The sequence below is a fragment of the Blautia difficilis genome, from assembly GCF_014297245.1.
Taxonomy (GTDB): Bacteria; Bacillota; Clostridia; order Lachnospirales; family Lachnospiraceae; genus Blautia_A; species Blautia_A difficilis.
The window spans coordinates 49199-64990 of record NZ_JACOQG010000019.1; the positions used below are offsets into that span (position 1 = coordinate 49199).

11 protein-coding genes and 1 tRNA gene are annotated in these 15792 nt (G+C 41.8%); 11 read left to right on the top strand and 1 reads right to left on the bottom strand.

Annotated features, from left to right (window positions below):
- Positions 1-250: 250 nt before the first annotated feature.
- Entirely contained in the window at positions 251-2365 is a 2115-nt protein-coding gene (locus tag H8Z82_RS11655; RefSeq protein ID WP_186995223.1) for a glycoside hydrolase family 13 protein, read from the top strand.
- 37 nt (positions 2366-2402) lie between these two features.
- Here H8Z82_RS11655 and H8Z82_RS11660 read toward each other — a convergent pair.
- A tRNA-Tyr gene (locus tag H8Z82_RS11660) sits at positions 2403-2484 on the bottom strand.
- A gap of 261 nt (positions 2485-2745) precedes the next feature.
- Here H8Z82_RS11660 and fba point away from each other — a divergent pair.
- From fba to H8Z82_RS11710, 10 genes are all read left to right on the top strand, one after another.
- Complete coding sequence (gene fba / locus H8Z82_RS11665; protein WP_186995215.1) at positions 2746-3609, top strand: class II fructose-1,6-bisphosphate aldolase; 864 nt, start codon at positions 2746-2748, stop codon at positions 3607-3609.
- 226 nt (positions 3610-3835) lie between these two features.
- The gene (locus H8Z82_RS11670) at positions 3836-5110 is read left to right on the top strand and encodes an ABC transporter substrate-binding protein (protein WP_186995216.1); all 1275 of its coding nucleotides are present in this window, start codon (positions 3836-3838) and stop codon (positions 5108-5110) included.
- An 84-nt stretch (positions 5111-5194) separates the two neighbouring features.
- A complete protein-coding gene (locus H8Z82_RS11675; protein ID WP_019160913.1) occupies positions 5195-6049 on the top strand; it encodes a carbohydrate ABC transporter permease in 855 nt (284 codons plus the stop codon).
- A complete protein-coding gene (locus H8Z82_RS11680) occupies positions 6049-6888 on the top strand; it encodes a carbohydrate ABC transporter permease (protein ID WP_118511254.1) in 840 nt (279 codons plus the stop codon). Before H8Z82_RS11675 ends, H8Z82_RS11680 begins: the two co-directional genes overlap by 1 nt.
- 117 nt (positions 6889-7005) lie before the next feature.
- The gene (locus H8Z82_RS11685; protein WP_186995217.1) at positions 7006-8544 is read left to right on the top strand and encodes a response regulator transcription factor; all 1539 of its coding nucleotides are present in this window, start codon (positions 7006-7008) and stop codon (positions 8542-8544) included.
- Positions 8441-10213, top strand: coding sequence for a cache domain-containing sensor histidine kinase (locus tag H8Z82_RS11690; protein WP_243176461.1), 1773 nt, complete (start codon positions 8441-8443; stop codon positions 10211-10213). Before H8Z82_RS11685 ends, H8Z82_RS11690 begins: the two co-directional genes overlap by 104 nt.
- Positions 10210-11922: an extracellular solute-binding protein gene (locus H8Z82_RS11695; protein ID WP_186995218.1), complete on the top strand. Its 1713-nt coding sequence runs from the start codon at positions 10210-10212 to the stop codon at positions 11920-11922. Before H8Z82_RS11690 ends, H8Z82_RS11695 begins: the two co-directional genes overlap by 4 nt.
- A gap of 229 nt (positions 11923-12151) precedes the next feature.
- Positions 12152-13504, top strand: a complete 1353-nt coding sequence (locus tag H8Z82_RS11700) for a L,D-transpeptidase family protein (protein ID WP_243176462.1) — start codon at positions 12152-12154, stop codon at positions 13502-13504.
- Positions 13505-13587: 83 nt separating this feature from the next.
- Positions 13588-14124: a nitroreductase family protein gene (locus H8Z82_RS11705; protein WP_186995225.1), complete on the top strand. Its 537-nt coding sequence runs from the start codon at positions 13588-13590 to the stop codon at positions 14122-14124.
- A 99-nt stretch (positions 14125-14223) separates the two neighbouring features.
- Positions 14224-14910, top strand: a complete 687-nt coding sequence (locus H8Z82_RS11710; protein ID WP_186995220.1) for an HAD family hydrolase — start codon at positions 14224-14226, stop codon at positions 14908-14910.
- Positions 14911-15792: the final 882 nt, after the last annotated feature.

The following is a 15792-nucleotide window of genomic DNA, read 5'->3' on the forward strand; positions in this document are numbered from 1 at the left end:
TTTTTTTCGTTGGTGAAAAACTTGAACCATGATCCTGGGTTTGGGCAGAATAACTGAATAAAAGTCATTTTTATAGCAATCCGATTATTGTCATTGGGGAGATTTTCATATAGAATATAGTAAGTGTCCGCAGTGTGGACATTTCTGCAGGATAAAAATGCAGATAATTCTTATGATAATATTAAAAAATATTATGTGCGATGGGAAGGAAACTGTCGGATGTAATGGTAAAAGAGAGGAGCAGGCAGACATGGAACATGAAAAGAAAGATATCAGGAGAAAAATGCAGTATATCTTAAACATGCGCCCTGTTTTTAATAAAGAGGCACTTTTTTCAGATGGAACAGAATATTACAGAAGTCCATCAGAACCAAAAGCAGGAGATACAGTAACCATTAAATTTCGGACCCAGAGAAACAATGTGGATTCTGTTTATCTGGTAAGCGGTAATCTGCGTAAACAGATGGAATATAGTGAGACTGAAGGTGGTTTTGATTATTATACAGTACAGATCACAGTAGGAGAGGATATTTTTCGCTATTATTTTGAGATCAGATATGGATCTGTAACCTGCTATTACAATAATCTGGGAGTTTCCATGGAACGTGAGGAGCGATTGGACTTTGAAATTTATCCTGGATTTGATACACCGAAATGGGCAAAAGGGGCGGTCATGTATCAGATTTATGTGGATCGTTTTCTCAATGGTGATCCAACGAACGATGTTGTGACCGGAGAATATGCCTATATTGGAGAACTTAGCTCACAGGTAGAGAGCTGGAGCAAGATTCCGGCTGTAATGGGGGTCAGGGAATTTTATGGCGGTGATCTTCAGGGAATTATGAATAAGCTGGATTATCTTCAGGATCTGGGAGTAGAAGTGATCTATCTGAATCCTATTTTTGTTTCGCCAAGTAATCATAAGTATGATTGTCAGGATTATGATTATGTGGATCCACATTATGGACGGATTGTGGAAGACTGTGAGGAAGGGGTTCTCTGTGGTGATGACAGAGATAATTCACATGCATGGAAATATATCAAACGTGTGACAAATAAAAAGAATCTGGAAGCAAGTAATGAACTTTTTGCAAAATTAACAGCGGAGATACACAGAAGAGGAATGAAGATTATTCTGGATGGTGTATTTAATCATTGTGGATCCTTTAACAAGTGGATGGACAGAGAGCGGATTTATGAAAAACAGGAGGGATATCCTAAGGGAGCTTATGTCAGCGCAGACAGCCCTTATCGGAACTTTTTCTCCTTTAACGATCCTGACAAGTGGCCGTATAATCCTACTTATGATGGATGGTGGGCACATGATACCCTGCCCAAATTAAATTATGAAGGCTCCAGGGAGCTTTATGACTATATTTTGCATGTAGGACAGAAATGGGTTTCTGCACCTTACAATGTAGATGGATGGAGACTGGATGTAGCAGCAGATCTGGGGCACAGCAATGAATTTAACCATCAGTTCTGGAAAGATTTCCGGAAAGCGGTAAAGGAAGCCAATCCCAATGCCATTATTCTGGCAGAACATTATGGAAATCCGGAGGGATGGCTTAAGGGAGATGAATGGGATACTGTTATGAACTATGATGCTTTTATGGAACCTTTGACCTGGTTCCTGACAGGCATGGAGAAGCATAGTGATGAGTACAGAGAGGATCTTTATGGAAATAGTGATGCGTTTATCGGTGCTATGAAAACACATATGCGCGCATTGCATATGTCGGCACTTCAGATCGCAATGAACGAATTATCCAATCATGATCATTCCAGATTCCTGACCAGGACCAATCACAGAGTAGGAAGGATTTCTTACGCAGGAGCTGAGGCGGCCTCCGAAGGAGTAAATACTGCTGTGATGCGTGAAGCAGTTGCTATACAGATGACCTGGCCGGGTGCTCCTACTGTCTATTATGGGGATGAAGCAGGGCTTTGCGGGTTTACAGATCCGGATAACAGACGTTCTTATCCATGGGGGCGTGAGGATTATCAGATGATTGACTTTCACAAAGCGATGATCCGGATCCACAGAAAGTATGAAATATTAAAGACAGGTTCCCTGGCATTTTTGTGGAATGATTATCAGGGGCTTGCCTATGCCAGATTTTCACGAGAGGAACAGATTATCGTGATCATCAATAACCGTCAGGAAGACAGAGAAGTGGAAATTCCATTGTGGCAGGCTGGAATCAGCCGGCTGGGGGATGTGAAGCTTCAGAGGATTATGGTTTCCGATAAAGATAATTTTACGGAACAGGAGGAGGAATTTGTGGCATCTGCAGGCATACTGCGAGTGTTAATGCCGGGCACAGGAGTTATGGTCCTCTGGCATAAAAATCAGAATTGTTAGAAAGAAAAAAGGTTCAGGCGCTTGCCTGAACCTTTTATGGATGGAGAAGGATTCGAACCTTCGAAAGCGTTGCTAACAGATTTACAGTCTGCCCCCTTTGGCCACTCGGGAATCCATCCTTAAACCGCTTGTTATTATAGCGGATATTCTGGAAAATTGCAAGTGCTTTTTTGTATAAATTTATAAGGGATTGGTTGGGGATTTTGGTTGTCATTTTTTTGGCAAAACGCTAGACGAATTTGTTGAAATCTGGTAATATACAGTTATCTGGATGTGGAAAATATAATTTATTGAGATAAATCAGGATATTTTTCATATGTAAGAGATGATTATCGTAGCTGTAGCATCAGAAGGCAGTTACAGATTAGGAGGAATTTATCATGTTAGTAAGTGCAACAGAAATGCTGAAAAAAGCAAAAGCTGGTCATTATGCAGTTGGACAGTTTAACATCAACAATCTTGAGTGGACAAAAGCAATCCTTTTAACAGCTCAGGAACTGAACTCTCCTGTAATTCTTGGTGTATCTGAGGGAGCAGGCAAATATATGACTGGTTATAAAACAGTTGTTGGTATGGTTAACGGAATGCTGGAAGAACTGAATATCACAGTTCCTGTAGCTCTTCATCTTGACCACGGCAGCTATGAAGGATGTTTAAAATGCGTAGAAGCAGGATTCTCATCCATCATGTTCGACGGATCTCATTATCCGATCGAAGAGAACGTTGCAAAAACTAAAGAACTGGTTAAGATCGTTGCTGAACACGGAATGTCTCTGGAAGCAGAAGTTGGATCCATCGGTGGTGAAGAAGACGGTGTTGTAGGAATGGGCGAGTGTGCAGATCCTGAGGAATGCAAGATGATCGCAGACCTTGGTATTGACTTCCTTGCAGCTGGTATCGGTAATATCCATGGAAAATATCCGGCTAACTGGAAAGGCTTAAGCTTTGAGACTCTGGATGCTATCCAGAAACTGACAGGAGATATGCCACTGGTACTTCACGGCGGTACAGGTATCCCGGCAGACATGATCAAGAAAGCAATCGACCTTGGTGTATCCAAGATCAATGTTAATACAGAATGCCAGCTTTCCTTCGCTGCAGCTACACGTAAATATATCGAAGAGGGCAAAGATCAGCAGGGCAAAGGATATGACCCACGTAAGCTTCTTGCTCCTGGTTTCGAGGCAATCAAAGCTACTGTTAAAGAAAAAATGGAATTATTCGGATCAGTAGACAAAGCCTGAGACATAAACGCATAAAAGAGAGAACAGACTCTGACAGGATTGACCTGCCGGGGTCTGTTTTTTTATTCCTTTTTTGATATAAAAAAATGTATATATAAAAAAATCAATATCTGAAAAATTTATCATGTTTCTTGATTTTTTATCATGGCGAAATCCTGCTGAAAAATTTACAATATACTCAAGTTAAGAAACAGAAAACATCATAGGAAAAGGAGAGAAAACGATTATGAAGATGAAGAAAGTAACAGCAATGGGAATGGCAGTACTTATGGCAGCAACTATGATCCCGGCAGTACCGGCAATGGCTGATGACGCCGGAAAGGTTTATTACTTAAACTTCAAACCAGAGCAGGATGAAGATTGGCAGAACCTGGCAAAAGAATACACAGAGGAAACTGGTACAGAGGTAACTGTTGTTACAGCAGCTTCCGGACAGTATGAGACAACACTTCAGTCAGAAATGGCAAAGAGTGATGCACCTACTTTATTCCAGGTAAACGGACCGGTTGGTTTGAAAAACTGGAAAGATTACTGCTATGATCTGAAAGATTCCGATATTTACTCACAGCTGACATCTGATTCCTACAGCTTAAAGGATGGAGATGCAGTGGACGGAATCGCATATGTAATCGAATCCTATGGTCTGATCGTAAATAAGACCTTACTTGAAAAAGCAGGATATACTCTGGACGATATTAAATCCTTTGATGATTTAAAGAAAGTTGCTGATGATATCCAGAGCAAAAAAGATGATCTGGGAATTAAGGGAGCATTTACTTCCGCAGGTATGGACGGATCCTCTGACTGGAGATTTAAAACACATCTTGCAAACCTTCCAATCTACTATGAGTATAAAGAAGACGGAATCGATGATACAGATGCAATCAAAGGTACATACCTTGATAACTACAAGAATGTATTTGATCTTTACATTACAGATTCTACCTGTGACGGTTCTGAGCTTTCTGCAAAAACAGCAGATGACTCCAGAAATGAATTTGTAAATGGTGAAGCAGTATTCTATCAGAATGGTTCTTGGGAATATGGTGAACTTTCTAAAACATTCAAAGATGATGAGCTGGCTATGATCCCGATCTACTTTGGTGTAGATGATGCAAACGAAGGTCTTGCAACCGGTACAGAGAATTACTGGTGTGTAAATAAGAATGCATCTGAAGCTGATGTAAAAGCAACACTTGATTTCATGAACTGGTGTGTAACCTCTGAAGCAGGAACAAAATCCATGGCTGAAGATATGGGATTCACAATTCCTTTCAAAACAGCAGAGGCACCAAGCAACGTATTTGTAAAACAGGATGCAGAGTATACAGAAGCTGGTCTGACACCTGTATCATGGAACTTCACAACAATGCCATCTGAAGAGTGGAAAAATACTCTTGGATCTGCTCTTACAGCATATGCAGCAGGATCTGGCTCCTGGGATGATGTTAAGAGCGCGTTTGTTGACAACTGGGCAACAGAGAAGGCACTTTCCGAATAATGAATTAAAAAAAGGGAGGCAGAGATTCCTGTCTCCCTTTTATAGATTCTAAGCAGAGAATGGGAAGAAGAGGAGAGATTTACCATGGTAGGAAAAACAATCAAAAAGTGGTGGCCGATTTTCGTTGTGCCTACACTGGCTGCATTTATAATCGGATTTTTATGGCCGTTTATCTGGGGAATTTACCTTTCATTTTGTAAATTTACCACAGTGCAGGATGTTACTTTCGTAGGATTTTCAAACTATCAGAAAATATTGCTTGACAATACTTTCAGCCATGCGTTCTGGCTGACTGTGGCATTTGCCTTTATATCCAGTATTCTGATCAATGTTCTGGCATTTGCCATTGCACTGGCGCTGACAAAAGGATTCAAGGGAACCAATGCATTCAGAACAGTATTCTTTATGCCAAACCTGATTGGTGGTATTGTTCTTGGATACATCTGGCAGACCTTATTAAATGGTCTGTTATCCAAATGGGGACAACCGCTGCTGGCTTTGTCTGCAAAGAACGGATTTATCGGTATGCTGATCCTTCTGTGCTGGCAGCAGATTGGATATATGATGATCATTTATGTGGCAGGTCTGAATAATGTTTCACCTGACCTTATCGAAGCGGCACAGATTGACGGAGCTACATCCAGACAGATTCTGTTCAAGATTAAATTACCGATGATCATGCCGTCTGTTACAATCTGTACTTTCCTTACACTGACAAATGGATTTAAAATGTTCGACCAGAACCTTTCTCTTACAGGTGGAGATCCTGCCAAGCAGTCTCAGCTCCTTGCCTTGAATATCTATGATACATTCTATGCACGAAGCGGACCACAGTGGAAGGGAATCGGTCAGGCAAAAGCAGTTGTATTCTTTATTCTGGTTGTAGCCATTGCCCTGATTCAGCTTAAAGCAACATCATCTAAGGAGGTGCAGCAGTAATGGAAAACAATAAAAAGAAAAGTATTATTCCTACAATTATATTAACCATACTGTCCCTTCTCTGGATTTATCCTATTATACTGATCCTTTTAAACTCTTTAAAAAAGGAATCAGCCATTACAACTACAGGAGTATTTGAACTTCCTCTGGGTGAAATATGGAATGGATTTACAAACTATGTAGCCAGCGTAACACAGATGGATTTCCTGAAATCTTTCTGGTACAGCCTTGTAATCTCAGTTATGTCAGTAGTACTGATCCTGCTGTGCTGCTCTATGTGTGCATGGTATATTGTCCGTGTAAATGGAGTGCTTTCCAAGATTTTATACTATCTGTTCATATTTAGTATGGTAGTTCCTTTCCAGATGGTTATGTTCACTCTGGCAAAGACAGCAGATACACTGAAACTGAACACTCCTTATAATATCTGTATTATTTATCTGGGATTTGGTGCAGGACTGGCAGTATTTATGTTCACCGGTTTTGTAAAGGGAATCCCGCTGGAAATTGAAGAGGCTGCCCTGATCGATGGATGTAATCCGTTACAGGTATTTTTCAAGATCCTGATCCCGATCCTGAAGCCTACTATTATCTCCACTGCAATCCTTCAGCTGATGTGGGTATGGAATGACTATCTTCTGCCGACCCTGGTACTGGATATTAAGAAATACCGTACCATTCCTATGGCAGTACAGTACTTCCGCGGAAGCTTCGGTCATGTACAGATGGGACCGATGATGGCAAGTATTATGATCGATATTATCCCGATCGTTATTGTTTACCTGGTATGCCAGAAATATATTATTGAAGGTGTTGTTGCAGGTGCAGTAAAAGGATGATAAAATAGTATCAGACGCAGGCTGATATGGATAATAAGTGACTGAAAATAAAGATAGTTCCATAATTGCAGGAACTATCTTTATTTGTATATATAAGGGGGTAGGAGGTTAGAAGCTATGTATCGTGTATTAGTGGTTGATGATGAAAAAATAGAGAGAGAGGGAATTAAATTTCTGCTTTCCAGGGAAGAGGGAGAGTTTGAGATTTCTGAGGCTTCCAATGGGCGCCAGGCACTGGAAATTCTGAGAAATGAGGAGATAGATCTACTACTGACAGATATTAAAATGCCTCATATGGATGGCCTGGAACTGGCAAAGAAGGCAAAAGAGGAAAAAGAGGAGCTGCAGATCGTAATCTTTAGTGGTTATAATGATTTTTCCTTTGCCCAGGAGGCGATCCGTTATGGGGTGAAAGAGTATGTTTTAAAACCGGTGGATCCTGATATTTTCAGTGAAACACTGGAAAAGGTCCGTAGCGAAATTGAGAAAAATAAAAATCGCAAGATCAGAGATCAGAAGGAACAGGATTTTCTCCAGCAGTATTTTCTCCAGAATTATATTTACACAGGAAAAAAAGAAATTCTGGAAAAAGCCGGAGAAATGATCAACCTGGATACCTGGAATCAGTGGCATTGTGCCATTCTGGTGGAATCCTCCCAGAATTTTTTTGATACTGCAGATGAGAATCTGGCAGAGGATATGCGCAAAGAACTGCGGAGAATATTTTTCTATCTGAATCTGAATGCCAGACAGTCCCTGTTTCTGTTTAACGATGTATACTGCGATTATCTGTTGGTAGCCAATCAGCTGTATACGGTGATGAAGCGCCAGTATCCGGGAAGCTTTCATTTGGCGGTAAGCAGGAAGTTTGAGGGTTGTGAAGCATTGCCTGAGATCATGACAGAGCTGGAACAGCAGATGGAGGAAAGATTCTATCATCCGGAGAACCATATATTCTCCAATGAGGAGGAAGAGTACAGTCATGTGGATAAGGCTGCCCAGGATTCCCAGCTGATGCAGAGAATTTCTGAGGACATCAGCAGAAAGGACATTCAGCAGCTGAAAGTCCATTTTCAGTGCCTTACAGACAAATACAAGAGCAGTACTCAGTTTTCGGCTATGTATATTAAATTTGTATTTTCCAATGTGATCCAGGCCTTGTTTGAGGAAACCCAGTTTTCAGAGGAACGTCGCCTGGATAAGGAGATTGACAGACTGTACAACTGTAGTGATATTTCGCAGATCCTTCAGGTTACTGAGGAGAATATCCGGGAATATGAAAATTTTCTGGAACGTTCCATGAGTGAATCCAGAAATGAGGTGGCTGCAGTGAAAAATTACATCTATCAGCACTATGAAGAGGATCTGAGCCTGGAGATGCTGGCAGAAAAGGTATATCTGTCCTCAGGATATCTGAGTTTTATTTTCAAAAAGGAAACAGGAATGAACCTGAACCGTTTTATCCGGGTATTCCGTATGGAGAAGGCAAAGGAGCTTCTGTGCAGCACAAATATGAAAGTGGCACAGGTAAGTGAAAAAGTAGGATTCTCCAATGTATCCTATTTTTGTCGAAGCTTCCGGGAATATTACGGAAGCAGCCCTGAGTCCTACAGGAAAGGAACAGGTGAAGATGAAGAGAATCCGAAAGAAATTTAGAGATATGAAATACCGTCATAAGCTTACGATCCTGCTGGTGATATCCAGTCTGGTGCCTATGACGATACTTGCTCTTTACAGCCATAACAGTATGAGCAAGCTGGTGCGCCATAATGAATTGGAGGATACCTCATCCATCCTGGAACAGACCAGAGAGAGTATTGAAAGCCAGATTGAGGTATATACAGGACTGATCAATTATCTCACCTATTCTCCGGATATTGAAGAGGTGATCAATGAGAAGAATATGGACAACTATGTGGCGTATGCCAAGTATACCCAGATTGTGGATCCTCTTCTCACAGTGCCTAAATCCTATCATGATGCTATCAATCAGATACAGATTTTTGCAGACAGTATTAAAGTGAGACATGAATATACCCTTGTGCCTATGGATGAGATAGGACAGGAATGGTGGAGCAGCCAGCTAAACGATGAGGTGCAGGTGCAGTGGCTGGTAAATACGGAAAAACCGGAGATTGCAGCAGTGAGAAATATTTACGAGGGAAAGAAGCGTACAGCAGTGCTGTGCATTACTCTGGATTACGATAAAATATTCAAACCGTTGAAAAATATTATTTCAGAAGAGTCTGGGACTATGGTGCTGGATCAGAAACAGAATATTGTGTATCGTGATGAAAATATCCGGGATAATGATCTGGCAGATTTAAGAGAGTCTGACAAAATTCTGGAGCAGATCAGCAAGGGATATGTAGCGGTAAACAGCACCAGTCAGAATACGGGCTGGAAGTTTTATCTGTATAAAACCAAAAAATCTGTAGAAAAATCAGTTTATCAGATGCTGCTTACTGAGATTCCGCTGATCGCCGGCTGTGTATTGGTCATTTTTATTCTGGGTATGGCTTTTTCCAGATTGTTTACCCGCAAGATCGAAATGCTTACGGAAAACATGGATCAGGTAAATCATGGAAGCAGAGAGGTTACGGTTACCAGCGATGCAGAGGATGAGGTGGGGGTTCTGATCAGAAGCTTCCGCAGGATGATGAGTGAGATCGATCGTCTGATCAGTGAAGTTTACGAAAACAAAATAGCTTTGAAGGAATTTGAACTGAAAGCTCTTACTGCACAGATCAATCCACATTTTCTGTATAATTCCCTTTCCATTATTAACTGGATGGCTATTAAGAGTAATCAGAAGGAAATCAGTAAGGTAACTCTGGCCTTATCTACTTTTTATCGAACAGCTCTGAGTAAGGGAGAGGATATGGTAACCGTAGAAAACTGTATCCGTAATATAGAAGCTTATCTGTCTATCCAGCTGGTGATGCATGACAATGATTTTACAGTAGAGTGGAAGATTGATCCGCAGGTAAAAACTGAAAAAGTCCCCAAACTGATCCTGCAGCCAGTGGTGGAAAATGCATTAGAGCATGGATTGGATGTAAAAGAAGAAGGAGATAAAATCCTGAAGCTGTCCTTTCTGGATGCCGGGGATGCAGTACTTCTCCGGGTAGAAGATAATGGAATGGGAATGGAACAGTCAGTGGCAGAATCGTTGGTTACTTACCAGGCAGAAGGCTATGGACTGAAAAATGTGAATGATCGAATCTGTCTGCTCTACGGAGAGGAATATAAAATTCGTATCACCAGCAGTGTAGGTAAGGGAACAGTAGTAGAAATGCGGATTCCAAAGGGAGAAACATCATGATGATACAGGGTGGAAAGAATGCGGGAAAAAAGCTTTTTGTAATTCTGATTCTGGGAATGACGTTGCTTCAAAGCGGATGTAATAATAAAGCAACCAAGGAGACACAGCAGAAAGCAGAAAAAACGGATGGGGCTGAGAAACAGAAAAAAACTGAGTCCGGGGACTGGGAAGAAGCCCGGACAACTCCTTATGGCAAATATCCTGAAACTGTGACCTATACTCTTGCCCAGATGAATGGTGCCAATAATTCCAATCTGCCCAAAGGGCAGACTTATGAAAATAATGAATATACCCGTTATCTGAAAAAGATGCTGAATATCCAGAATGAGAACACATACATGGAAAGTGAAGACAGATATGATGAATTTGTCAATGTGATTGTGAAAGATCGGATGCTCCCTGATGTCATGGTGATCTCGGACAAGGAAATGCTGGATGAGATGGTAGAAAACGATCTGGTGGAGGATCTGACAGAGGTGTATGAATCCTGCACTACAGACAGGATCAAAGCTATGTATGCCAGTTATGGAACTGAGCTTCTGGATTCTGTGAAATATGACGGGAAGCTGATGGCAATGCCGGAGACTGTTATCGATCATGGTCCCTGCCTGCTCTGGCTTCGTAAGGACTGGATGGATAAGCTGGGATTAGAAGAACCGCAGACTCTGGAAGAAGCTTTTGATATTATTGAAGCTTTTCAGAAAAACAGAATGGGTGCAGCACCTGGAGAAGATTCTATCGGACTGGTATGTGATACTTCACTGGTGGGAACTACGAGTAGTAGTTATTCTGTTGACCCTATTTTTCAGAAATTCGGAGCCAATCCCCAGAGATGGCAAAAGGGTGAGAATGGAGAAGTGGTATATGGTTCTCTTACAGAAGAGACGAAGAATGCACTGGAATATTTGAACCAGCTTTATGAAAGGGGAATTCTGGATGAGAATTTTGCACTGCGGGCCCAGAATAATCTAAGGGATCTGGTGGTCAGCGGAAAATGCGGGGCATTTTTCGGATTGTGGTGGACGCCTAATAACCCTCTTATGGATGAGTATGAAGAAGATCCGGACTCTGACTGGGAGCCATATTATTTTCCGGCAGAAATACAGAAAACGGCAGAAACCTATTCTACATTCAGAGACAACAAATATGTAGTGGTGCGAAAAGGTTATGAGCATCCTGAAATTGTAATGAAGATTTTGAGTGTACTTTTTGATTATACCAGGTATGAAGCGAAGGATGCAGATGAAATGAACAGTTATTTTGCTCTGAATGTGGATCCCACAGCAAGGCCGTTGGTGATCAATGTGGATTACAATGAAGCCACTTATCGTGTGACAGAGCATATTCAGAAGGTAATTGCAGGAGATATGGAAGAAGAGAAGCTCAGTGCCATTGAGAAATCCTATTATCAGGCATGCAGAAATTATATAGAGGGACAGAATGTGACAGTGGAGGACTGGGCAGCTTACAAATCCCGCATTTCTGCAGTAGGTCTTCTGGTGAAATCAGATTACAGGACTCCTGAGAAAATCTATCTGCAAACTTCAAATCTGGAAATTCCTCAGACTCTTGGTACTCTGGAGAAGAACACTTTTATCCAGATTATCATGGGGAAGCGCCCCATATCCTATTTTGATGAATTCGTAAGCAAATGGTATGAACAGGGAGGGAATCAGTTGGTAAAAGCAATCCGGGAGGATTCCAGGTAATGCGAATATTTTTGTATAAATAAAATTTACAAAATCATATATTTTTCTGGTATAATTTTTCAGGCAGACTGTAAAACATTTTTGCAGCCTGCCTGAAACTTATTAGGCTTAAAAAAGTACAAAAGAACAGGGGCGGGAAATGGATAATAAGGGAAAAAACAGAAAGAAAAAGATAAAAGTTATCCTGGGGATCTGTATTGCAGTATTTTTACTCCTGGGAGGAGGTTTGTTGGCTTATATACATAAAGTGGATACGGACACACTGGGAAGAAAAATTACCATATATGGTCTGGATGTATCAGGTCAGAATGTGGAGAAGGCCGGACAGACTATCCGGAAAGCATTTCAGGATAAAAAGGTTGTTTTCCGGGAGGATGGCAGTCAGGTATATCAGACAACTGTAGGGGAACTGGGATATTCTCTGGATGAGGGAACACTTCAGTCTGCACTTACAGCCTTGAAACAGCAGCGTGACCAGACAAGGACGTTTCTGGCCTCCTGGAAAAATTACGAAATAGAATATCAGGTAAACAAAGATGAGACAGCAGAACAGTCTGCACTGACAGAAGATCATTTTGGAGAGAAAGAAAGAACGGAAGCCCAAAATGCTGAGATCAGATACAGCAAGAAGAAAAAGAAATTTGTGATAGTAAAGCAGGTGGCAGGGACACAGATTGATGAAGAACGTCTTCGAAATTACGTGGATAAGACGCTGGAAGCAGAGTTTCAGGATAAGCTGCTCACCGGTGAAGTTAAGATAGATCTGAACCAGCAGGCATATAAGCAGCCTTCTGTAAAGGCTTCAAAAGAATTGAAAAAGGAATTGAAAAGCCTAAACGGACAATTGAAAAAATACCGCAAGGCTACCATAACCTATACCTTTGGAAATACGACAGAGACTCTGGATTCCCAAACAGTAAATTCATGGATCAGTATTCAGGGCACAAAGATCGTAATCGATCAGGAGCAGGCAGGGGCCTTTATTTCACAGCTTGCCAATAAATACAATACCATTTATGTTCCCAGAACCTTTCATACTTCTATGGGTACGGATGTGACTGTGGAGGACAATGAATATGGTTATAGGATCGATCAGAGCGGAGAGTTAAGCCAGCTGCTTTCTGATCTGAAAAGCGGTAAGGATGTGGTTCGTGAACCGGTATACAGCAGCAAAGGAATGCAGAGAAACGGAACGGATGATCTGGCGGGAAGTTATATAGAAGTAAGCCTGGATGCACAGCACCTTTGGCTGTACAAAGATGGAGGGTTGGTAACGGAAACAGATATTGTCAGCGGAGCGCCTACAGAGGAGAGGCATACCTATACGGGAGCCTGGCCCATTGCCTATAAAGCAAGTCCTTTTACGCTCACCAGCGATGTATACGGATATGATACCAAGGTAAAATACTGGATGCCCTTTGTCTACGGGCAGGGGCTGCATGATGCGCCCTGGCAGTCGGCTTTTGGAGGAAATCGTTATAAGACAGGAAACGGAAGTCATGGATGTATCAATCTGCCGGAAGAAGAGGCTGCAATTATTTATGAAAATATTGACGGTGGATATCCCATTATTATATATTAAAAACAGCTTAACCGAATCAAGTAAGTAGCGAAGCGGATGATTTTATCCGCTTGACCTCAAAATACAACAGGAGGAACTGGATGATGGAATTTCAGAAATTGATGGAAGTAAGAAGAAGTGTTCGAAAATATGCAGCAGACAAAAAGGTCACAAAAGAAGAACTGATGGAGATGATTGGAGCTGCACAGGAGGCTCCTTCCTGGAAGAATACGGAGACAGGGAGATATTATTGTGTATTGTCTGAGGAGATGACAGAAAGAGTACGCAGGGAATGTCTGCCTGAGGGAAATGCCCGTAAGGCTGAAAATGCAGCACTGGTTGTAACTACTTTTGTAAAAGATAAAGCTGGTTTTCAGAATGACAAAACTGCGGATAATGAATTGGGCAATGGCTGGGGATGCTATGACCTGGGATTGCAGAATGAAAATTTTGTTCTGAAGGCAGCAGAACTGGGGTATGGAACTTTGATCATGGGGCTGAGGGATGGAGAGAAGCTTCGGAAGGTGCTGGATATTCCGGAAGAGGAAACGGTAGTGGCAGTGATTGCTGTGGGTGTGGCAGCAGAGGAGCCAAAGAGGCCTAGACGTAAAGAATTGGATGAGATTGTGAAGGTGTATTAATATATAGGATTGACAGAACGGAATCAGAGGTGAAGTTATTTTCCTCTGATTTCTTTGGATTACATTATTAATGATGTGTTTTTATGGATGGAGGGTAATGTGAAGGCAGTTTTTTTGGACATAGACAATACTTTACTTAGCTTTGATGGTTATGTAAAGCAGACAATGAAGGAAGGGTTTGAGCACTTTGGGTTAAAGCCTTATGAGCCGTATATGTTTGATATTTTTATCAGAGAGAATACGAAGCTGTGGAGGCAGATTGAGCAGGGAACGCTAGTGTTTGAGGAGCTGGAGAAAATCCGATGGAATATTATTTTCAAGTATCTGGATATTGAGTTTGACGGAACTGTTTTTGAAAAATATTTCAGGGGTAGGCTTTTTGACAGTGCAATTCCGGAAGATGGAGCTTATGAGCTTTTGGAATATCTGAAAGGGAAATATATTCTCTGTGTGGCTAGTAATGGTCCTGGTGAGCAACAGGTGCACAGGCTGGAGATTGCCGGGATGAAGAAGTATTTTGATTATATTTTCGTTTCTGAGAGGATTGGGGCATCCAAGCCTTCGAAGGTGTTTTTTGAGAGGGCTTTTGCAGAACTGAATGCAGGGCGGGAGGAGATAATATTACCGGAGGATACGGTGATGATCGGGGATTCCCTGACTTCAGATATTGCGGGAGGACAGGCCTTTGGGATGGAGGTTTGTCTGTTCCGGAGGAAAGAGGGAATGGATATACCGGATGGTGTACGGTGGGTGGATCGGTTGGAGCAGATAGAAGAGATTTATTGAGGTGCGCCGGAGGCCGGGGGCCGGACGCCGGACGCCCCGAAAGGATAGCGGGTGGGGAGACTGGTTTCGGGAGCTAGAAACTCTAAGGCCCGGAAGATCAGCTAAAGGCGCTCGCAAATGGCGCAAACTCGCTTCGCTCAGACAGTGCGGCCATTTGCGAGCAACGCTGATCTCCCGGGCCTAAGAGTTGCTACGCTCCCTGCACGAGCCTCCCCACCCGTTGTCCTTTCGGGGCTGGGGGCGGCTGACGGCTGGAGGGTTTGTGGAGTGGTGGCTGGTATGGGGAGGGTGTGTAGTGTTTTGGGTTGGTGGAAAGAAGAATAGTGACTGGGAATGATAAAAAATAAAAAAAGATAAAAAAAGTAAAAAAGGGGGTTGACAGTGGGGGATAGGAGTGTTATATTAGTTGAGCTGTCGGAAATAATTGTTTCTCAGATTGGGACAATTTAAATAGATTTCTGAAAGAAAAAAGAAATTAAAAAAAGTGCTTGACAACTTAAAACCTTTGTGTTAAAGTAATCAAGTCGCTTGAACAGAGCTGACAGTTATGTATCTGGACAACTTTTTGAGAAATCGAAAGAGTTGAAAAACTTTGAAAAAACTTGAAAAAAGTGCTTGACAAAGTAAAACAGATATGATAAAGTAAACGAGCTGTCGCAAAGACAGACAACCTTGATAACTAAACAGTGAAACACATACGATTCTCGAAAATTCTTTACACATGAGCATCGAAAGATGCGAATGCGGTTCGGTTCGCAAGAAACGAACTTCATTATTTGAGAACGGTTGAATAAACCAAAAACAGTAAAACGAGAGATAGCTAGTTGGTTGTCTTGAGTAATCAAACACTTTATCAGAGAGTTTGATCCTGGCTCAGGATGA

Excerpts from the sequence above, each read along its gene's own strand:
- H8Z82_RS11675 (WP_019160913.1), top strand. The coding sequence starts at position 5,195 with ATGGTAGGAAAAACAATCAAAAAGTGGTGGCCGATTTTCGTTGTGCCT.
- fba (WP_186995215.1), top strand. The coding sequence starts at position 2,746 with ATGTTAGTAAGTGCAACAGAAATGCTGAAAAAAGCAAAAGCTGGTCAT.
- H8Z82_RS11690 (WP_243176461.1), top strand. The coding sequence starts at position 8,441 with ATGTATCCTATTTTTGTCGAAGCTTCCGGGAATATTACGGAAGCAGCC.
- H8Z82_RS11670 (WP_186995216.1), top strand. The coding sequence starts at position 3,836 with ATGAAGATGAAGAAAGTAACAGCAATGGGAATGGCAGTACTTATGGCA.
- H8Z82_RS11685 (WP_186995217.1), top strand. The coding sequence starts at position 7,006 with ATGTATCGTGTATTAGTGGTTGATGATGAAAAAATAGAGAGAGAGGGA.
- H8Z82_RS11655 (WP_186995223.1), top strand. The coding sequence starts at position 251 with ATGGAACATGAAAAGAAAGATATCAGGAGAAAAATGCAGTATATCTTA.
- H8Z82_RS11680 (WP_118511254.1), top strand. The coding sequence starts at position 6,049 with ATGGAAAACAATAAAAAGAAAAGTATTATTCCTACAATTATATTAACC.
- H8Z82_RS11695 (WP_186995218.1), top strand. The coding sequence starts at position 10,210 with ATGATGATACAGGGTGGAAAGAATGCGGGAAAAAAGCTTTTTGTAATT.
- H8Z82_RS11705 (WP_186995225.1), top strand. The coding sequence starts at position 13,588 with ATGGAATTTCAGAAATTGATGGAAGTAAGAAGAAGTGTTCGAAAATAT.